Raw genomic sequence first — 20,364 nt, forward strand, 5'->3', positions numbered from 1 at the left:
CATGCGTACCGTGGCCGAGAAGGCGGGCGTGTCCACGAAGACGGTCTCCAACGTCGTCAACGGCACCGGTTCCTACAGCCCGGAGACGGAACACCGCGTCCGCGCGGCTGTCGAGGAGCTCGGCTACCGGCTCAACCCCTTCGCCCGCGGCCTGCGCTCGCAGCGCACCGGCACCATCGCGCTTGTCCTCCCGAACGTCTACCAGCCGTTCAACGCGGAACTGGCCGAACAGGTCATCCGGGCTCCGGAGACCCAGGGACTCAAAGTGGTGGTCGAGACCACCCGCGGAGACGCCGAGCGTGAACGCGCCGTCCTGTCCACGTCACACAAGGAACTCGTGGACGGGGTCATCTACGTGCCGCAGGCCCTCACTCCCGAGGAGTACCTGCCCCTGCCGCTCACCCAGCCCACGGTCGTCCTCGGCGAGCGCCCTGCCCAGGCGGCCGGGATGCCTCTGGACTACGTCGAGATCGCGGACGAGCAGGGAACATACGCGGCTGTCACCCACCTGCTCGCCCAGGGCCGACGCCGTATTGCCGTCATCTGCGAACAGGCCCAGCCGCGAGCCGGCGGTCGACGTCTGCACGGCTACCGCAGAGCTCTTGAAGACGCTGGGGTCGCCTACGACGACTCGCTGGTGATCGGCGTGGACAACGCCGACCTGTGGTCCTCCGGCGCCGGTGCAGTGACCCGTCTGCTGCGCACCCGCGTCCGCTTCGACGCCCTCTTCGGCTACAACGACATGGTCGCCATCGGTGCCCTGTCGGTGCTGGCCCGAAGTGGCGTCGCGGTCCCCAACGACGTGGCTCTGGCAGGCTTCGACGACATCGAGGCGGCCCGCTTCGCCTCACCGCCCCTGACCACCGTCGACCCGCAGCGTGAGTCAATCGCCCGCAATGCCGTGTCACTCCTGCGCTCCCGCATCGATGCGGAGGACTTCCGGGAACTCCCCGGCCGCTGCGAAAGCGTCGGCTTCGTCCTGAGGGTGCGCAAATCCTCCTCGGTCGCTCAGGGCACGCCTGTCGAACCGTCGATGTGACACCGCGTCACCATCACCACCGCTCGGGTTCCCGGCGAGCGCCGCCGGGCCCGTGGCCCGGGCGCCCGCTTCCTCACCGCACTCGCGTGAGCTCCCGGAGCCCGCGAGTGGCCACCACCCTGTGGTGGTGCCGGCCCGGCTGCACGGCGACGTGTCGGCCGCCGTTGGGGGCCTCCGCCGGGGCACCGTCACGCGTCGGTCCTGGCTGCGTCGGCCGCGAAGGCGGCCGGGGTGAGACCGGTGCGGTCGCGGAAGAAACGGCCGAAGTCCGCGGGATCGGTGAAGCTGAGGTGGGCGGCCACGGCCCGGGCGTCGCACCGGGCGGCTCCCAGTAGGCGCCGGGCTTCCAGGAGGCGCAGCGCGTCGATGGGTTCGCGTACTCCCTTGCCGGTGGCGTCCCGTGCGGCACGGCTGAGGGTGCGGACCGAGCAGCCGAGCAACTCGGCGTAGTCCGCGGCCTGGTGCAGTTCGCAAAAGTGCAGCTCCAAGGCGTCCAGGAAGCGCCCGTAACTGTTGGCGCGGCCGGTATCGGCCGGGGCCGTGCTGATGGGGGCGATGCCCGGGGAGTTCGCCAGGCGCAGCAGCAGTGATTCGAGCAGGCTGCGGCGCAGGGCGTGGTGGATGTCGAGGGGGCACCCCAGTGCGCGGTGTTCGTCCAGGAATTGGAGTGCCGTCTGTTGGAGCCAGGCGGCGTCGTCGGGGTGCGGGGTGAGCACGGCAGGGGCCGCGTGCGCGGTGAGCGGGGCCAGGAGACGGGCGAGGTCGGGCCGCAGCACGTCAAGGCGTGCCGGTTGGCCGTGGCCGGCATCGTCGATGCGGACGGTGAGACGAACTGCACGCCTTTCAGCCTGCATCACTTCACCTCGACTGCCCTGCCAGCGGTGTCCCGATCTACGAGGTCTCGTGCTGGCTGGCCCACCGGTCGGTCAAGACCACGATCGACAGGAAGTCGGAACCGTCTTCTGACGTCCAGGTGGTCCGAGTTGAGGGCCTTCAAGGCCGACGTCACGCGAGGCCCGGACTAACCAACAGCGTCGTTTGCTCCGGCGGGGCCTCGTCGTGTGGCCGGTCAGGATGGTCGGAGGGCTCCTTCATGGGCTCCGTTGTACTCGGGCTCGCCGCTGTCGAGCACCCGAAGCAGGGACGGCGTGACTTTCTGGCCTTGGCGGTAGCTCTGCAGGTGACAGATGAGAGGCTCAGACGGGTGAGCGAGACACCACCGAACACCCTGCAATACCGCTTTGACGGGCCAGAAGAGGCACCTGTCCTGATCTTGGGTCCTCCTTGGGTACCACATGGCACATGTCGTGTGCAGGTGAGGACGGTGTGTCCTGCCTGGGCGAGGACTTCCTCGCCCAAGCGCCGCACCGCGAACACCGCCACGTACCCGGCAGCGGATGATCACTGGCAGGTGTTACGGGGCGTTGATGCGGGATGGGTAACCCGTTCCGGCCAGCTGATGATGCGATTGTCGTGGCGGATCACGTACTTCTGGGAAGTCGGGGCCACATGGTGCGTCAGCGTCGCTGACCCCTCGCGTCCTCTCACGACAGGCAGGACGACGGCCCCTCCGTCAGCAGCCTTCCACGAGCATGAGTTCGTCAGACGTTCTCACTCTGGCCATCGATACGCTCGGCGCGATCGGAGCAGTCACCTGCGGTACGCTGCCTTAAGTCAGAGGTCCACCCGGATTCTCGATCGCGGCGCATAAGCGTATAGTGACACCATGCCGACTCCACTTCGCGACTCCCTCACCGACCGCGACAGCTGGTACGACGTTCCCTGCTCAGGACGCCTCGCCCTGGAGCTCGTCTCCAACCAGTCCACGTGGATTCTCCTGCGGGAGGTCTACTACGGCACGACGCATTTCACGGATCTGGCACGTCAGGCGAAGGTAAGTCAGCCCACGGCATCCGCGCGTCTGGCGGAAATGGTCGACGCGGGCCTTCTCAACAAGGTCTCCTACCAAGAGCACGGCCAGCGCACCCGTGAACGCTATGTGCTCACCGACCGCGGCAACCAGCTCATGACAGTGTTCTTCGCCCTGATGCAGTGGGGTGACCGGCACCTGGCCCCCGGCGGGGGTGCCGTACGCCTGCGCCACGCAGATTGCGGCGCGGGCGTGCGAGCGGAACTGCACTGCAATGTCGGACACACCGTCACGCCGGACGACCTCGAACTGGTGCCTGGCCCAGCCGTCGTCAGCACCACACCGCCCCAGGAGCCCGGAGTCGTCTGAGCGCCTGCGACTTCCTGGATGTACTGGAGACTGCCTGGAGTGCTTTGAGTCGGCGTCGGCGATCGCTCGGGTCAGCGCAGACAGGTGCCCTTGACGGAGCTGGACCGATGAAAGCAGCCGCAGGCGAGGGGCAGGTTCTGATGGACGGATTCCTGGCCCGCACTGAGCGCTTTTCTTCGATCCCGTGGCTTTGCAGGACAGCTCCTGGTGTAGGTGCTTGAGCTTCTTTTTGGCCGGCGCAGGAACCGAGGGCGATCAATCTTTCTGCCGACAGCGGGCTATCAGCCGCTTTCACGCGAAGAGTGCTCGGTCGGTGAGCAGCGATCACTATCTGACTGAGGTCTGGCGTCGGCTGCGCTGTAGCGTCTTCGGATCGTCGTGCCCTGGTCCAACGCGTGTGCGTCGACGTTCGACGGACATGATGCCGTCTGAAATGCGCCCCCAACGGCCAGACGTGCCGCAGGACCTGGCGATCCCGAGAGCCAACGCCTGCTCAGCAGCGGGCGCAAGGGCGCCGGTCGCAATCGCGGTGCTCTCTGATGGCCCAAAGGGCAGCAACCGCATCAATAGTCACTACGCCGGGGGACCGGCGTGGCGTCCATGGTCCTGCATGGGTACGCCAGCCAGCCAGCCCGCCGGCATGGGCAGGCAGGAGCCCTGTGAGCGGGGCCTGCTTGTTACGGCCTGATGGTCTCGGCGGCGGCGAGCCGCTCGCGTGCGAGGTCGTAGGCGGCGGCGAGCGTGGTGACGCCGTCTCGGTCGCTGCGCTCCAGGGCCCGAGTGGTCGTCTCCGCGATCTCGTCGAGGCGGTGGTCGGCCTGCTCGGGGGTGAGGTGCTGGAGCTCGATGCCGCTGGCGTAGAGGATGCCGCCGGCGTTGGCGATGAAGTCCGGGGTCCAGATGATGTTGCGCTCGCGCAGTGAGCCGGCGACGGAGTCGGTGCTGAGCTGGTTGTTGGCCGAGCCCACGAAGGCCTTGCAGCGCAGCCGCGGGACGAGCGTGGGGGTGAGGGTGCCGCCGAGCGCACAGGGGGCGAGGATGTCGACCTCGGCTTCATGGGCGGTGTCGAGGGGGATCCAGGTGGCGCCGACTGCCTCGGCCTGCTCACGCAGGGATTCGTCGATGTCAGTGGTCGAGACCGTGGCGCCCCGCTTGATGAGCTTCTCGGTGAGGGAGCGGCCGACGGCACCGAACCCGATCACGGCGATGGTGCGTCCGTCGAGGTTGGTGGTGCCCCACAGGTGCTGGGCGGTGGCCAGCAGGGCCCGCTCCACACCACCGGCGGTGCCGTGGGTGGTGGCCGGGATGCCCTCGGCGGTGATCGTGTAGCCGCCGACGTAGGGCGTACGCATGCGCATGGTGCGCATCTCGGTCGGTCCCGTGCCCACGTCGGGGGCGACGATGTAGCGGCCACCCAGCGAGTGGACGACGTCGGCGACGTCAAGCAGCAAGCTGGTGCGGAACTGGCCGTCGACGCGCGGCGGGCCGCCAGGCAGCAGCGGGACGACCGACTTCCCGCCGCCGGTGCCGTTGTTCGAGGCTGCGGCCTTGAACGTCATGGCGCGGCTCAGCCGCAGGACGTCGACGACTGCGGAGACGGGGGAGTCGTACCTCGTCAGCCGGACGCCGCCCAGAGCCGGTCCGAGCTTGGTGTTGTGGATAGCGACGATGACGGGCTGGCCGGTGCGCTCGCCGCGGCGGATGACCACCTCCTCGTGATCGATGGTGGCGTCGAGTTCGGTGTGGGCGCTCATCTGGGGTTCCTCTCGGCTGGGTCCGCTGGTGGGGTGGGTGTGTCAGAACGCTGCGAGCAGGCGTCCGTCGAAGGTGTGGAGGATCTTCGCGATCTGGTCCCGCTCGGCGGCAGACACCGTGCGCGCGGGGCGCTGGGGTGCGCCGACCGGCAACCCGAGCAGTTCGAGACTCGCCTTCAGCGCACCCACGAGGCCGTAAGCGAGCAGCTTGCCGAGGTGGTCCACCTCGTCCTGCAGAGCGTCGAGGCGGTGGTGTCCGGCGGTGTCCTGCCCGGCGTGGACCAGCTCGGCCAGGAGCGGTGCGGCGATGTTGGACAGTGCGGCAACGGCGCCGTCCCCGCCGAGCCGGAGGGTGGCCGCGATCAGATGGTCGCGGCCCTGCAGTACGGCGAAGTCGGACGGGCGGGCCTTGAGGAAGGCGGCGACCAAGGACAGGTCCCCGCTGCTGTCCTTCACGCCCACAAACCTCGGGTGCTGTGCGACCTCACGCAGGACTTCGGTGGAGATGCCGTTCCCGGCGAACTGGGGAATGTTGTAGAGGACGACGGGCCGGGGTGCATGATCGGCGAGGGTCACGAACGCATCGATGGTCTCGGCGTCGGAGAGCGGGAAGAAGGTCGGCGGAGTGACCACGAGGTAGTCGGCCGCCGAGTCGGCGTACTCGTCGAAGGTACGCAAGGTCGCATCGACGCTTGACTGCCCGGCGCCGACGTAGAGCGCGGCTCGCCCGGCCAGCTGCTTCCCAGCGACCGCGACCACTTCTCGCTCGACATCCGCGAGAAGCCACGGGTGCTCACCGGAGGAGCCCAACACGAAGACGCCGTCGACGTGCGGAACCAGTGCGTCGATGTGGCGGGACAGGGCGTCGGCGTTCAACCCGTTGTGCGGCGTCACCGGCGTGATCACTGGGCACACCAGGCCACCGGGGCGGCCGGCTCGCGTCTTAGCCATTCCTGCTCCATTCGGATGATCAACCCGGTCGGTGAGGGGTCGACGTAGCGCAGCTTAGAGGCTGACGTAAGGAGACACAAGGCAGAGGGGTGCTGTTTGACGTCGGGATTTTCCAAAGAGGTGAGGCTTTTCTGCCATCTCACTTGTGCTTGCCTATGTGCGCGCGGTTACGCTCCGCCGGACATCAGACCAGGTAGTAACAGTCCGTCGGATGCAGGTACATGGGCGGGGCCCGAACTGGGGGTGCCGTCGCTCACGTTCCGGTTCGGCAAGGCGGGGGCCTGCATTGCGCCGGTCGTCTTCATCGGCAGTGCCGGCTGGCCAGCGGTGCGGACTGGACGCGACACAGGCACCACGGCCCGTCAGGGTGCCGCCCGAACCAACAGCCATACGCAAAGGCCCGAGCGAGCCGGGCCGGGACCGCGCACCTCTGCCTTGGGTCAGTCGGCTTGGTCGTCCTCGCCGGCGCGGCCGGTCTGGACGCGAGGGGTGTCGGCGTACACACGAACGTCCCTGGTCGCGTACGAGTGAAAAGGGACGCTTGTTGATGTGGTGAGGGATGGTGCCCGGCAGTCTGCCGTTCGTCCGGTGAGGGTGGCGAAGAGCGGTCGTGCGGTGGTCTTGGATCCGCAACGATGGTTGGAACTGCGGCGGTTCCGTGCCCTGTTGAAGTCCGGGGCGGTGAGCCTGGCGGAGGTGGCCAAGGAGACGGGGCTGGACCGCAAGACGGTCCGTACGTACCTGTCCGGCACGGCGCCGTCCGCGCCGCAAGCGGATCTCGAATGGCCGGCCGCGCAGGCGGGTGGTGGACGAGGTCTCTCCTTTGATCGACGCGATGCTGCGGGCGGAGATCCTCATCAAGGGTGCGGTGGTGCATGAGCGCCTGGTGCAGGAGTACGGCTCGACGATCAATTAGCAGCGGGTCAAAGTTTTATCTGCAGGAGGCCAGGTTCTTGGTCGGTCGTGGGGGAGCCCGGCGAGGCTGCCAGGGAGGTCGGACGACTGGTGTCCCGACCCGAGGCCCGACAGGTAGCAGTTGCAGGTCACGTCGGCGTGCCGCGGTACCCGAACGGAACAGACGTTCGGCACCTACCCTATGTCTGCGCAGTCAGAGCTGCCCCGTCAAGGCTTGTAGCGGGCTCGGGGATCTCGCTCGGTCAAGGGTCGGGCCGACACCTTGCGACGTTACGAATCTGTTTCGGACGCTTGACGGGCGCTCTGTGACTGCGTAGACATGTCAGCGCAGTCAGACACCGCAGTCATGACGAACACCGGCCGTCACCGGTCACGATCATCTGGAGACTCCATGAGGCGAGGCGCAGGGCGGGGCGGCAGTTCCGGTGCGCCGCGCAGTGTGGATGTGGCCCGGCTGGCGGGTGTGTCCCAGAAGACCGTGTCCAGGGTCTACAACGACGAGCCCTATGTCTCCGTCGAAGTGCGCCGACGCGTCCTGGAAGCCGGTGAGGAACTCGGTTACCGGTTGAACAACGCCGCCCGGGCACTGGCCTCAGGGCGTACGCGTTCCATCGGCGTGGTGACGCTGGGTACTGCCCTGTACGGACCCGCCTCCCTGATCATGGGGGTCGAACGGGCGGTACGGGACACGGGATACGCCCTGCGTGTGGTCAACACACTGGAAGGCGACCCGACGGGCGTCGCCGGTGCGGTCGACTCGCTCCTGGAGCAGGGTGTCGACGGCATCATCATCTCCGAGCCGATCGACGACGGGCACGGCGACGACCTCTCCGCACGTGTCGACGTACCGGTCCTCGTCCTCGGGGCGCCGCCTCTGTCCACGCCCAGGACGCTGGCCGCGGGCGTGGGCGCCGATCTGATGGCGCGTACGGCGACCGAGCATCTGCTGGAGCTGGGGCACGACACGGTCCACCACCTCGCCGGTCCGCAGCGTTGGTACGCCGCCCGTGACCGGCTGGAGGGCTGGCGGTCCACGCTCGTCGCGCACGGCAGGACTACACCGCGTGTCGTCGAGGGCGACTGGTCGGCCGCGAGCGGCTACAGGGCGGGTCGCGAGCTGGCCCGCGACGACGACATGACCGCTGTGTTCGCGGCCAACGACGACATGGCGATCGGTCTCATCCGCGCCTTGGCGGAGGCCGGCCGACGGGTGCCGGAGGACGTGAGCGTCGTGGGTTTCGACGACATTCCCGTCGCCGCCTATGTGACTCCCCCTCTCACCACGATGCGTCAGCCCTTCGACACCGTGGCGCGGGAGGGGCTCGAACGCCTCGTGCACTCCATCGAGAACCCGGACGCGCCACCCCTGTCGGCCGGGGAACCACCGGTCGAGCTCGTGGTCCGCGCCTCGACCGGGCCCCCGCCGTCGACCTGGATGACCCCGGGCCGAGATCGGGCCCTGGCCTCTTCTCCCAGCGGGGGCCGATCCGGCCCACCCGGGGACGGAGGTGCGGCCACGTACAACTGATCAGCACCGATACGAGGAGCAGTCTTCCTCGCCGGTCAGGCAATCGTGAGGCGAGCCGCCGTACCGGCCGTTTCCCCGGCAGTGGCCTCACACCCTCGGACAGCTCGTCGTATCAACGCTGCGCCCTTGCCTTTGGTCGGGTAGTCACCGAGCATCCCGGCTGCCCCGACTCTCCGCGCCACCCGCAACCTCCCCGTCCACGGGGCTCCCCGCTGCATCCGGGGGCTCCCGCCGGGCGGCGTCCGCGAAGACGTGCACCCGTGCCATGCCGACCTCTGTGTCCTGGCCGTCGCGTCCGAGCTTCCTGTCTTCCTCACCACCCTCAACTCGCACGCCCGTGCTCGGCGTGCCATTCCTCAGCCATCGGCGGGAGTTCGTCATGCGCAGATCCCACTCCACCCCCAGCCAGTCCCAGTTGAGCCGCCGGCTCCTGCTCACCACCGCGGGAGCGGTGTCGTTGGGTGCCGCCCTGTCCGCCTGTGGCGGCGGTGACGGCGGTGGGTCCGCCTCCTCGTCCTCGAAGGCGGTCAGCCAGGCCGACATCGACAAGGCGATGAAGAAGCCGACCCAGTTGACGTTCTGGACGTGGGTTCCGGACATCGACCAGGAGGTGGCGCTCTTCGAGAAGAAGTACCCGGCGATCAAGGTCAAGGTCGTCAACGCGGGGCAGGGCGTGCAGCATTACACGAAGCTGCGCACAGCGATCAAGGCCGGCAGCGGCGCCCCGGACGTGGCGCAGATGGAGTACCAGGCCATTCCCACGTTCACGATCACGGACAGCCTCCTGGACCTGAACCCGTTCGGCGCGGCCAAGCTGAAGGACACCTTCGTCGACTGGACCTGGGGGCAGGTCAGCGGCCCCAAGGGCGAGATCTGGGCGATCCCGCAGGACACCGGTCCGATGGGCATGCTGTACCGGGCGGACATCTTCGAGAAGCACGGCATCGAGCCGCCGAAGACCTGGGACGACTTCGCCGCTGCGGCCCGCAAGCTGCACAAGGCCGACCCGGAGGTCTATCTGACCAACCTGGCCGGGAACGAGGCGGCCGCCTGGCACGGCCTGCTCTGGCAGGCGGGCGCCAAGCCCTACGCCTCCTCCGGCAAGGGCAATGTCACCATCGATGTCGACGACGCGATCTCCAAGAAGCTCGCCGCCTACTGGGGCGGCCTGGCTCAAGAGGGTGTCATCGGCGTCGAGCCGGACTTCACCGACGCCTGGTTCTCCGCGCTCAACAAGGGCAAGTACGCCACCTGGATCACCGCCGCCTGGGGGCCGGTCTTCCTCGCCGGCTCGGCCAAGTCCACCGCGGGCAAGTGGCGCGCCGCCCCGCTGCCGCAGTGGGACGCGTCGAAGCCGAGTTCGGGCAACTGGGGCGGTTCGACCAGCGCGGTCATCAAGCAGACCAAGAACCCGATCGCGGCCGCGGTGTTCGCGCAGTTCCTCAACAGCGACCCGGACAGCGCGAAGCTGTTCAACACCAAGCAGTCGTTCTTCCCGGCGACGAAGCCGCTGCTGGAGGACCCGTCCTTCACGGGCGCCGCGGCCTCCTTCTACGGCGGGCAGAAGGTCAACCAGGAGTTCGCTGAGATCGGCAGGACGGTGAGCCCCGACTTCCAGTGGCCGCCGTTCCTCGACCAGGCCGTCACCGACTGGACCGAGACCGTGGGCACGGCTCTCACCAGGAAGAAGGACGCCGTCGCCGCGCTCGACGCATGGCAGTCGCGGCTCACCACCTACGCCAAGGCCCAGGGCTTCACGGTCAAGGCCCCGTGAGCCGCGGGTTCCGTGGCGGTGACCTGACGCGCCGGCACGGAACCCGCCCCCGGCCAGCCCTTCCCCCAAGAAAGGCCCGATGATGACTGCCACGACCGTGGCCTCCACCGAGGAGCCGCGCCGAGCTGGGCCCAAGCGCCGCCCACTCGGTGGCCTGCGCCAAGGTGCGGCAGGTCCCCTGTTCGTCGCACCGTTCATGGTGCTGTTCCTGCTGATGTTCCTCGCCCCGCTGGGCTACGCCGCCTACCTCAGCCTGTTCCAGGAAAAGCTAATCGGCGGGAACACGTTCGTCGGGCTGGACAACTACGTGACAGCCCTGAAGGACCCGCTCCTGCACAGGGGAGTCCTGCGGGTCGCGACGTTCTTCGTGATCCAGGTCCCGCTGATGCTCCTGCTGGCCCTGGTCTTCGCGCTCGCGCTCGACAGCGGTCTGCTGCGCCTCGCCCGTGTGATCCGCCTGGGCATCTTCGTCCCGTACGCCGTCCCGAGCGTGGTCGCCACCCTCATGTGGGGCTACCTCTACGGGCCGGACTTCGGGCCTTTCGCCCAGCTGAGCGAGAAGCTCGGTCTCCCCATCCCGCGCTTTCTCAGCGACGGTTGGATGCTGGGCAGCCTGGCGAACATTGTCACCTGGGAGTTCGTCGGCTACAACATGATCATCCTGTACGCGGCTCTGCGGACCATCCCCCAGGAGCTCTACGAGGCGGCGGCCATGGACGGTGCCGGTGCCTGGCGGACCGCCTGGTCCATCAAACTCCCGGCCCTGCGCCCCGCGTTGCTCCTCACCCTGCTGTTCTCCGTGATCGGCAGCTTCCAGCTGTTCAACGAGCCGAAGCTGCTGCAGCCCATCGCTCCCGACGTCATCGACAACGCGTTCACCGCCAACCTCTACGCCTACTCCCTGGCGTTCACCGGTCAGCAGGTCAACTACTCGGCCGCGGTGTCCTTCTTCCTCGGCCTGGTCATCGTGATCTTCTCCTACGCCGTCCTGTTCATCGCGAACCGCAGGAGGACCTCGTGACGACCACGACTTCCCCTTCCACGTCCCGGCCGGCCCCGCACACCACCACACCCGGCACACCGCGGAGTGCTCGTGGACGGCGCCGAGGGCAGGTCGGCCGCCGCAGCACACCGCTGACCATCGTCATGCTGGCGGTTCTGGCGTACTTCCTGCTGCCGCTGTTCTGGCTCGCCGTCTCCTCGACCAAGAGCACCCAGGACCTGTTCACCACCTTCGGTCTGTGGTTCTCGCACACACCGCAACTGCTCACGAACGTCCGGGAGACGCTCACCCACGACGACGGGGTGTTCCTGCACTGGCTGCTCAACACGGTCCTGTACTCCGTCGGCAGCGCACTCGGCGCCGCCTTTTTGGCCGCCGCCGCCGGCTACGGCTTCGCCAAGTACCGGTTCCGGGGCAACAACGCGGCCTTCGCCCTGGTACTCGGCGCCATCATGATCCCGACCACCGCCCTGGCCATTCCCACCTACCTGCTCTTCGCGAAGGTGGACCTGGTCAACACCCCCTGGGCCATCGTCCTGCCCTCCCTGGTCAGCCCGTTCGGCCTGTACCTCATGCGTATCTACGCCGCGGACGCCGTCCCGGACAGCCTGCTGGAGGCCGCGCGCATCGACGGGGCGGGGGAGTTGCGCATCTTCTGCACGATCGCGCTGCGGCTGCTGGCCCCGGGCCTGGTGACCGTCGTGCTCTTCACGCTCGTGGCGACCTGGAACAACTACTTCCTGCCGCTGATCATGTTGAACGACCCGAACCTGTACCCCGTCACGGTCGGCCTCTCGTCCTGGGCGTCCCAGGCCTTCGGCGGCGGCAGCGGCGCGAACAGCAACATGCTCGCGCTCGTGGTGACCGGTTCCCTCATCTCCGTCATCCCGCTCGTCGTCGCCTTCCTGCTCCTGCAGCGGTACTGGCAGAGCGGTCTGGCCGCCGGCGGCGTCAAGCAGTGACACCCGCGTCGACGTCAGCGCCGACGCCCCGGCGCATCCCCCCATTGACACCTCGGAGGTTCCCCCATGGCGGTTCTGCCCGCCCGCGTCCTGTTCGGTGCCGCGTACTACCACGAGTACACGCCCGCCTACGACCCCGAACTGCGGCCCGACGAACGGCTCAAGACCGACCTGGACCTGATGGTCGAGGCGCACTTCAACGTCATCCGCGTGGGTGAGTCGGTCTGGTCGACCTGGGAGCCCGAGAACGGCCGCTTCGACCTCGACTGGCTCCAGCCCGTCCTCGACGGCGCCCACGAGCGCGGCATCTCCGTCATCCTCGGAACCCCGACCTACGCCGCTCCGCAGTGGCTGGCCCGGCAGTACCCGGAGATCACCGCCGAGCGCGCCACCGGGCAGCGGATGGGCTGGGGCGCCCGGCAGGAGATCGACTTCACCCACCCCGCGTTCCGGTTTCACGCCGAGCGGGTGATCCGCAGGATCGCGGCACGCTACGCTGACCACCCGGCGGTCATCGGCTGGCAGGTCGACAACGAACCCGGCCTGCACCTCTTCCACAACGGCGGGGTCTTCCAGCGGTTCGTGGACCACCTGCGCGACAAGTACGGCGACGTCGAGACCCTCAACCGCGAGTGGGGGCTGGTGTACTGGTCGCACCGCCTGTCCGACTGGTCCGATCTGTGGACGCCCGACGGCAACGAACAGCCCCAGTACGACGTCGCCTGGCGGGAGTTCCAGGCCCGCCAGGTCACCGAGTTCATCGGCTGGCAGGCGGACATCGTCCGCGAGTACGCGCGGGACGGGCAGTTCGTCACCACCTGCATCTCCTACACCCGCCAGGGCGTCGCGGACGACGAGCTGTCGGCCCGGCTCGACATCGCCTCCGGCAACCCGTACTACGACATGCAGGACGGTCTCCTGCTGCCCGACCCCACCCCCGACACGCACGAGCAGGCGTGGAAGACCACCGGCGTCTGGTCGATGTACCAGACCGCCGACTGGATGTTCTCCTCCCGCCAGGAACCCTTCCTCGTCACCGAGACCAACGCGAACTCCATCGGCTTCGCGTGGGACAACCGGCCCGGCTACGACGGCCAGTGGCGCCAGGCCGCCTGGGCGCACGTGGCGCGCGGCGCCCGGATGATCGAGTACTGGCAGTGGCAGACCCTGCGCTTCGGCGCCGAGACCTACTGGGGCGGAGTTCTCCCGCACACCGGCCGGCCCGGCCGCACCTACGCCGAAATAGCCCGGCTGGGCGCGGAGTTCGAGGCCGCGGGCCCGCTGGTCGCCGGACTCGAACCGGACGCCGACATCACGATGGTCTACTCGACGCCGAGCAAGTGGCTCATGCAGAAGTACCCGCCGCTCGCGACCCCCGACGGCGAACCGGACGCCGCCGCCTACCACCGCCTCTTCGACCCCTTCTACCGCGGTGCCTTCGACGCCCGCCGCCAGGTGCGGATCGTGCACGCCCGGCAGCTGGGGGAGCTGACCCCGGAAGAAGCCGTACGGCGCCACCCCGTCCTTGTCGCCCCGGCCCTGTACGTCGTCGACGACGTCACCCTCGACTGGCTGGCGGCCTACGCCCACGCGGGCGGCCACCTGGTCCTCGGGCCCCGCACCGGCTACGCCGACCACGAGGCGAGGGCCCGGCTCACCCCGGCCCCCGGCCGTCTCGCCGAGGCCGCGGGGGCGACGTACGACGAATTCAGCAACCTTCACCGGGACGTTCCTGTGCACGGGACGCCCGACAGCCCGCTGCGGCTCACCGAGTCCGCCACCGCGACCCACTGGATCGAGTGCCTGAACGCCACCGACGCCGAGGTGCTCGCGGGCTACGACCACCCGCACTTCGGCCGGTGGCCGGCGATCACCACCCGGGTCCACGGCACGGGCCGGGTCACGACCGTCGGCATGGCGCCGGGCCGCGACCTCGCCCGCGCGCTCGCCGAATGGCTGGCGCCCACCGCGACCGGCGGGTGGCAGGACCTTCCCGAGTCGGTCACCGCGACGACCGGCACCGCTCCCGACGGCCGTCGGGTCCACATCGTTCACAACTGGAGCTGGGAGGCCGCAGGCGTGAGCGTGCCGGCCGATCTCTCCGACGTTCTGGACGGCACGTCCGTTCCCGCCGGCACCACGCTGGCTCTGGGTCCCTGGGACGTCCGTGTGCTCATCACCGCAACACCGTGACATCCCCGAAGGAGGGGCAGTGAAGAGAAGAACCACAGCAAAGGCGCTGGGCAGTTCTATTGCGGCGGCGGCACTGCTGGCCGGCTCGATGGCCGGTGCACAGGCGTACAACCCGACCGGCGGGACCATGTACCAGCTGGGCAGTGAGCCGTGCCTGAAGGGGCGGGGCAACTGCGCGGTCTACCCGAAGTCGGCCCAGCTCCCCGGCGGACGGCTGGTCGCGTCCTTCGAGAAGTCGACGGTCGTGACGTCCTCGGGCAGCGCGGCCGGCCAGACGCTCCCGGTCTACAAGAGTGACGACGACGGAACGAGCTGGCAGCCCCTGTCGGAGGTCAAGGCGCCGGCGTATCTTTCCAAGGACCCCAAGTACGCCAAGTACACGAGCAACTGGACCAACCCGTACCTGTACGTCCTCCCGCAGAGCGTCGGCGGGATGAAGGCCGGCACCCTGCTCCTGGCGAGTGTCGTCTCCGGTGACGACTCCTACTACACGGAGCACAAGGCGGCCGACCCGAACTGGACCCCGAACAACGACGGGGACCGCAGCGATCTGGCCATCGCCCTGTACTCCAGCACCGACCAGGGCAGGAGCTGGAAGGTCGTCAACGTCGTGGCGACGGGCGGCTGGCAGGGCGGCAGCGCGGGCGCGGTCGGGCAGAACGTCGCGGCCGCCAACAAGTACCGGCAGGTGGACCCGCTCTGGGAGCCGTACCTGATGGTCTACAAGAGCCAGCTGGTCTGCTTCTACTCCGACGAGAACGACTACACCGGCTTCGACCCCGTCACCGGCGTCCCGAAGAAGGACCCCGCCAACGACACGGCCGCCGACTCGCACGGCCAGATCCTCGTGCACCGGACCTGGGACGGGAAGAGCGCCGGCTGGAGCGACCCCGTCGTCGACGTCTCCGGATCCGTCCAGGACATGGGCGGCGGCAAGACCGAGATCGGCGGCGGCCGGCCCGGCATGACCAACGTCGTGCCCACGACCGACGGCAGGTGGATGCTCACCTTCGAGTACTGGGGCGGCGGCGCCAACACCAGGTACGTGATCGCCGACGACCCGCTGAAGTTCTTCAAGGGCAGCCAGACGGGCATGTCGGTGGGCTCGCTGCCGGTCCTCGCCGGTTCCCGTCCGCTCAGCGGCGGGGGCAGCCCGGTGCTGATCCGGCTCCCCGACGGGCGTCTCGTCTACAACGCGGCGAACAGCGGTGATGTGTGGATCAACGACAGCGGACGCAGCGACGGTGTGTGGACGGAGTACCAGACCACCTCGCCGGCGGGCTACAGCCGCAACCTCCAGTACGTCGACGGCACCGGCCGCATCGCGATCCTCAACAACCAGGGCACGTCCACGATCGCGTACGCCGAGGTGGACCTCGGTGACTCGGCCGGCACCTACTACCGGCTGGTCAACCGGAAAACGGGCCAGGTGATCGGCACCGGCAACAAGACCAACGACGCCAACCTCGGCAACGCGGACACACCGGACGTGGTCCTGGAGGACTCCGGAGCGGCGGCGAACCGGGACACCCAGTACTGGCACGTGGTGACCGAGCCGGGCGGCGGTACGACCCTGCTGAACAAGTCGGGCGGCCGCGCGGCGGCCATCTGGACGGGCAACGCCACGGTCGGCCAGCGCATCGCCCAGTGGGTCGACAACAGCTCGACCGGCAGCTGGAACCTCATCAACAACCCCGACGGCTCGTACCGGCTCCAGGCCGTCAAGAACACCAACCTCTACCTGACCGGCGCCTCCACCTCGGCGCCCCTGACCCTCCAGAACGCGGCCGACGACGGTTCGCAGGACTGGAAGCTCGTCCGCTAGGCGGTGGTGGTGGTTTGGTGCACATTCCGGGCCACCACCATCTACCTGGCGTGGGAGGACCGTGTCATACTCCCACGCGGGATATCGAACGTCATTCGAAATATCGAACAAAGGGTGGTGTGATGGTGCACGCCGAGAACCAGGAACAACAGCCCCATCCCGATACGTACGTCGTCGGGGTCGATTACGGAACTCTCTCGGGGCGGGCCGTGGTGGTCCGGGTGTCCGACGGCGCCGAGGTGGCCGCCGCCGAGCACCCCTACACGCACGCCGTCCTGGACCGGCAGCTGCCCGACGGGACCGCGCTGCCGCCTGACTGGGCGCTGCAGGTGACGTCCGACTACATCGACGTGCTGCGGATCGCTGTGCCCGAGGCGCTGGCGAGTGCCGGGGTGCGCCCGGAGCAGGTCATCGGTATCGGCACGGACTTCACGGCGTGCACGATGGTGCCGGTGCTGGCGGACGGGACTCCGTTGTGCGACCTGCCGGAGTACGTCTCGCGTCCGCACGCCTACGTCAAGCTGTGGCGTCACCACGCGGCGCAGGCCCAGGCCGACCGGATCACGGAGCTGGCGGAGCAGCGCAAGGAGCCGTGGCTGAAGCGGTACGGCGGGAAGATCTCCTCGGAGTGGGAGTTCGCCAAGGCGCTGCAGCTGCTGGAGGAGGACCCGGAGGTCTACGCCCGCGTGGAGCGGTGGGTGGAGGCCGCCGACTGGATCGTGTGGCGCCTGTCCGGGACGTACGTCCGCAATGCCTGCACGGCGGGCTACAAGGGCCAGTACCAGGACGGCAGTTACCCCTCGCGCGAGTACCTTGCCGCGCTCAACCCCGACTTCGCCGACTTCGTGGCCGAGAAGCTGGAGCATCCGATCGGTCAGCTCGGCGATCGCGCCGGTGGGCTGACGGCCGAGGCGGCGGCCTGGACCGGGCTGCCCGAGGGCATCGCGGTCTGCGTCGGCAACGTCGACGCCCATGTCACGGCGCCCGCGGCGACTGCGGTGGAGCCGGGCCGAATGGTCGCCATCATGGGCACCTCGACCTGCCATGTGATGAGCTCCGACCAATGGGCCGAGGTACCCGGCATGTGCGGGGTCGTCGACGGCGGCATCCTGCCGGGTCTGTGGGGCTACGAGGCCGGACAGAGCGGCGTCGGTGACATCTTCGGCTGGTTCGTGCGCAACGGTTTCCCCGCCGCGTACGCCGAACAGGCCGCCGCCCTGGGCCGCGATCCGCACGAGCACCTCACCGCGCTGGCGGCCGAACAGGCGGTCGGCGAGCACGGGCTGATCGCGCTGGACTGGCAGAGCGGCAACCGCAGTGTCCTGGTGGACCACGACCTCAGCGGCGTCCTGGTGGGCCTGACCCTCTCGACCCGCCCCGAGGATGTGTACCGGGCCCTGTTGGAGGCCACCGCCTTCGGCACCCGCACCATCATCGAGGCGTTCACGGCGTCCGGGGTCCCCGTCCAGGAGCTGATCATCGCGGGCGGTCTGATGAAGAACGCCCTGCTGATGCAGATCTACGCCGACGTCACGCGGCTGCCCCTGGGCGTCATCGACTCGACGCAGGGGCCCGCCCTGGGCTCGGCGATGCACGCCGCGGTCGCCGCGGGCGCCTACCCGGACATCCGGGCCGCCGCCCAGGCCATGGGCAAGGCCCGCCCGGCCGTCTACCTCCCCGACCCGGAGCGCGCGGCGGCGTACGACCGCCTGTACGCCGAATACCAGCTGCTGCACGACTACTTCGGCCGTGGCACCAACGAGGTCATGCACCGCCTGCGCCGCATCCGCGCCGAAGTCTCCGCGTCCTCCTGACCTGAAAGCCTGAAAGGAACCACCCCTCATGGACACCAACGCCCCCGCCTACCCCGATCACGAGATCTGGTTTCTCACCGGCAGCCAGGGCCTGTACGGCGACGACGTCCTGCACCAGGTCGCCAAGCAGTCCAGGAACATCGCCGAGATCCTCGGCGGCCCCGGCAAGGTCCCCGTCAAGATCGTGTGGAAGCCGGTCCTGACCGACGCCGAGGCGATCCGCCGGATCTGCCAGGAGGCCTCCGCCTCCGACACCTGCGTGGGCGTGATCGCGTGGATGCACACCTTCTCCCCGGCGAAGATGTGGATCGCGGGCCTTTCCGTGCTGGACGTGCCGCTGCTGCACCTGCACACCCAGTACAACCTGTCGCTGCCCTGGCCGAGCATCGACATGGACTTCATGAACCTCAACCAGGCCGCCCACGGCGACCGGGAGTTCGGGCACATCGAGTCCCGGGTCGGCGTCGACCGCAAGATCGTCGCCGGCCACGCCACCGATCCGCGGGTGATCCGGCGGATCGCTGCCTGGGCCCGGGCTGCAGCGGGCCGCCACGCCTCGCGCGGCCTGCGCCTGGCCCGCTTCGGCGACAACATGCGCGACGTCGCGGTCACCGAGGGCGACAAGGTCGAGGCCCAGATACGCTTCGGCTTCTCCGTCAACACCTACGGCGTCAATGACCTGGTGGCGGTGGTCGACGAGGTCGAGGACAAGGCGGCGGCCCAACTCGCCGCCGAGTACGTCGAGTTGTACGACGTCGTGCCGTCCCTGCGCCCCGGCGGCATCCGCCACGACTCCCTGCTCTACGCGGCCCGCCAGGAGATCGGCCTGCGCACCTTCCTCACCGAGGGCGGCTTCACCGCCTTCACCACCAACTTCGAGGACCTGGGCGGCCTGCGCCAGCTGCCCGGCCTGGCCGTGCAGCGCCTGATGGCCGACGGCTTCGGCTTCGGCGGCGAGGGCGACTGGAAGACCTCGGCGCTGCTGCGCACGATGAAGGTCATGGGCCAGGGACAGCCCGGCGGCACCTCCTTCATGGAGGACTACACCTACCACCTGGGCCCCGGCGAACCGCGCATCCTGGGCGCGCACATGCTGGAGGTCTGCCCCTCGATCGCCGCGGACCGCCCCAGCTGCGAGATCCACCCGCTGTCCATCGGCGGCCGCGAGGACCCGGTCCGGCTGGTCTTCAACGCGGCCGAGGGCCCCGCCGTGGTGGTAGGCCTCTCCGACCTCGGGGACCGCTTCCGGCTCACCGCCAATGCCGTCGATGTCATCTCGCCCAGCGAACCGCTGCGCCGCCTGCCCGTGGCCCGGGCCGTGTGGAAGCCGCAGCCCTCGCTGGCCGAGTCGGCGGAGAGCTGGCTGCTGGCCGGCGCCCCGCACCACACCGTCCTCAGCTCCGCCGTCGACCTGGAGACGCTCACCGACTACGCGGCCATGACCGGCGTCGAACTGCTCACCATCGACCAGAACACCACCACCGAGCAGTTCGCCAAGGAGATCAGGTGGAACGCCGCGTACCACCGTCTCGCCCAGGCCCTGTGACGGCCGCGAACCGGACTCCAGGAGAGAACCGATGACCGTACAAGTCCGCGACGGCCTCCGGCAGGAGGTCCTGGACGCCAACCTGACCATCCCGAAGGTCGGCCTGGCCACCTTGACCTGGGGCAATGTGAGCGGGGTCGACCGCGAGGCGGGGGTCTTCGTCATCAAGCCCTCGGGGGTGCCGTACGACGACCTGGCGCTGGAGCACCTGGTGACGGTGCGGCTGTCCGACGGCGAGGTCGTCGACGGCGATCTGCGTCCCTCGACCGACACCGAGACACACCGCTGCCTATATCTGGCGTTCCCCTCGATCGGCGGGGTGACCCACACCCACTCGACCCACGCCGTCGCGTTCGCGCAGGCCCGCCGGGAGATACCGGTGCTCGGCACCACCCACGCCGACACCTTCAACGGGCCGATCCCCGTCACCCCGGACCTGACCGCGGAGCAGTGCGCGAAGAACTACGAGTACAACACCGGGCGCATCATCGTGGACCTGCTGGAGGAGGACGACCAGAGGGCGGTGGAGGTGCCGGCCGCCCTGGTCGCGAACCACGGCCCGTTCACCTGGGGGGCCACCGCCCGCAAGTCCCTGGAGCACGCGATCATCTGCGAGGCCGTCGCCGACATCGCCCTGCACACGCTCAGCCTCGGCCCGACGGCTCCGCCGCCCCCGCACCTCCTCGCCCGCCACTACACCCGCAAACACGGCCCCGACGCCTACTACGGCAACCCGATGTCGGCACCCGCCGGGTGACACCCCCGTCCGCCATCGCACGGAAGGTGCTCCGGTTGACCGGAGCACCTTCGCATCAGAGGGG

At 68.9% G+C, this 20,364-nt stretch carries 13 protein-coding genes and 3 pseudogenes; 13 read left to right on the top strand and 3 right to left on the bottom strand.

Annotated features, from left to right (window positions below; genetic code table 11):
* Position 1: 1 nt before the first annotated feature.
* Complete coding sequence (locus ABZT06_RS21605; protein ID WP_355743099.1) at positions 2–1,039, top strand: LacI family DNA-binding transcriptional regulator; 1,038 nt, start codon at positions 2–4, stop codon at positions 1,037–1,039.
* Between the two features lie 188 nt (positions 1,040–1,227).
* Here the strand turns inward: ABZT06_RS21605 and ABZT06_RS21610 are convergent.
* Positions 1,228–1,818 (bottom strand): annotated as a pseudogene (locus ABZT06_RS21610) (AraC family transcriptional regulator); the annotation flags it as partial.
* Positions 1,819–2,243: 425 nt separating this feature from the next.
* On the opposite strand from ABZT06_RS21610, the pseudogene ABZT06_RS21615 reads away from it, so the two are divergent.
* Both ABZT06_RS21615 and ABZT06_RS21620 read left to right on the top strand, forming a co-directional pair.
* Positions 2,244–2,344: pseudogene (locus ABZT06_RS21615) on the top strand (3-oxoadipate enol-lactone hydrolase); the annotation flags it as partial.
* 421 nt (positions 2,345–2,765) lie between these two features.
* Positions 2,766–3,278 carry a helix-turn-helix domain-containing protein gene (locus tag ABZT06_RS21620; RefSeq protein WP_355742998.1) on the top strand — a complete coding sequence of 171 codons (513 nt, stop codon included), beginning with the start codon at positions 2,766–2,768 and terminating at the stop codon, positions 3,276–3,278.
* 677 nt (positions 3,279–3,955) lie between these two features.
* Here the strand turns inward: ABZT06_RS21620 and ABZT06_RS21625 are convergent.
* Together ABZT06_RS21625 and ABZT06_RS21630 are read right to left on the bottom strand one after the other, a co-directional pair.
* Positions 3,956–5,032 (bottom strand): Glu/Leu/Phe/Val dehydrogenase dimerization domain-containing protein, encoded by a 1,077-nt coding sequence (locus tag ABZT06_RS21625; protein WP_355743001.1) that lies wholly within the window; start codon positions 5,030–5,032, stop codon positions 3,956–3,958.
* 42 nt (positions 5,033–5,074) lie between these two features.
* Positions 5,075–5,983, bottom strand: a complete 909-nt coding sequence (locus ABZT06_RS21630) for a dihydrodipicolinate synthase family protein (RefSeq protein ID WP_355743004.1) — start codon at positions 5,981–5,983, stop codon at positions 5,075–5,077.
* Between the two features lie 615 nt (positions 5,984–6,598).
* On the opposite strand from ABZT06_RS21630, the pseudogene ABZT06_RS21635 reads away from it, so the two are divergent.
* From ABZT06_RS21635 to araD, 10 genes and pseudogenes are all read left to right on the top strand, one after another.
* Positions 6,599–6,896 (top strand): annotated as a pseudogene (locus ABZT06_RS21635) (IS21 family transposase); the annotation flags it as partial.
* A gap of 393 nt (positions 6,897–7,289) precedes the next feature.
* A complete protein-coding gene (locus tag ABZT06_RS21640; RefSeq protein WP_355743007.1) occupies positions 7,290–8,426 on the top strand; it encodes a LacI family DNA-binding transcriptional regulator in 1,137 nt (378 codons plus the stop codon).
* Positions 8,427–8,805: 379 nt separating this feature from the next.
* Positions 8,806–10,200, top strand: coding sequence for an extracellular solute-binding protein (locus tag ABZT06_RS21645; protein ID WP_355743010.1), 1,395 nt, complete (start codon positions 8,806–8,808; stop codon positions 10,198–10,200).
* A gap of 82 nt (positions 10,201–10,282) precedes the next feature.
* Positions 10,283–11,221 carry a sugar ABC transporter permease gene (locus tag ABZT06_RS21650; RefSeq protein WP_355743102.1) on the top strand — a complete coding sequence of 313 codons (939 nt, stop codon included), beginning with the start codon at positions 10,283–10,285 and terminating at the stop codon, positions 11,219–11,221.
* The gene (locus ABZT06_RS21655; RefSeq protein ID WP_355743013.1) at positions 11,218–12,165 is read left to right on the top strand and encodes a carbohydrate ABC transporter permease; all 948 of its coding nucleotides are present in this window, start codon (positions 11,218–11,220) and stop codon (positions 12,163–12,165) included. The genes ABZT06_RS21650 and ABZT06_RS21655 overlap by 4 nt, the downstream gene beginning before the upstream one ends.
* A gap of 66 nt (positions 12,166–12,231) precedes the next feature.
* On the top strand, positions 12,232–14,358 hold the full coding sequence (locus tag ABZT06_RS21660; protein WP_355743016.1) for a beta-galactosidase: 2,127 nt from the start codon (positions 12,232–12,234) through the stop codon (positions 14,356–14,358).
* A gap of 88 nt (positions 14,359–14,446) precedes the next feature.
* Complete coding sequence (locus ABZT06_RS21665) at positions 14,447–16,183, top strand: RICIN domain-containing protein (protein ID WP_355743105.1); 1,737 nt, start codon at positions 14,447–14,449, stop codon at positions 16,181–16,183.
* Positions 16,184–16,305: 122 nt separating this feature from the next.
* Entirely contained in the window at positions 16,306–17,997 is a 1,692-nt protein-coding gene (araB, locus tag ABZT06_RS21670) for a ribulokinase (RefSeq protein WP_355743019.1), read from the top strand.
* A gap of 28 nt (positions 17,998–18,025) precedes the next feature.
* Positions 18,026–19,543 carry an L-arabinose isomerase gene (gene araA / locus ABZT06_RS21675; RefSeq protein ID WP_355743022.1) on the top strand — a complete coding sequence of 506 codons (1,518 nt, stop codon included), beginning with the start codon at positions 18,026–18,028 and terminating at the stop codon, positions 19,541–19,543.
* A 31-nt stretch (positions 19,544–19,574) separates the two neighbouring features.
* Positions 19,575–20,300 carry an L-ribulose-5-phosphate 4-epimerase AraD gene (gene araD, locus ABZT06_RS21680; protein ID WP_355743025.1) on the top strand — a complete coding sequence of 242 codons (726 nt, stop codon included), beginning with the start codon at positions 19,575–19,577 and terminating at the stop codon, positions 20,298–20,300.
* Positions 20,301–20,364: the final 64 nt, after the last annotated feature.

The organism is Streptomyces sp. NPDC005483 (assembly GCF_040606035.1).
Taxonomy (GTDB): Bacteria; Actinomycetota; Actinomycetes; order Streptomycetales; family Streptomycetaceae; genus Streptomyces.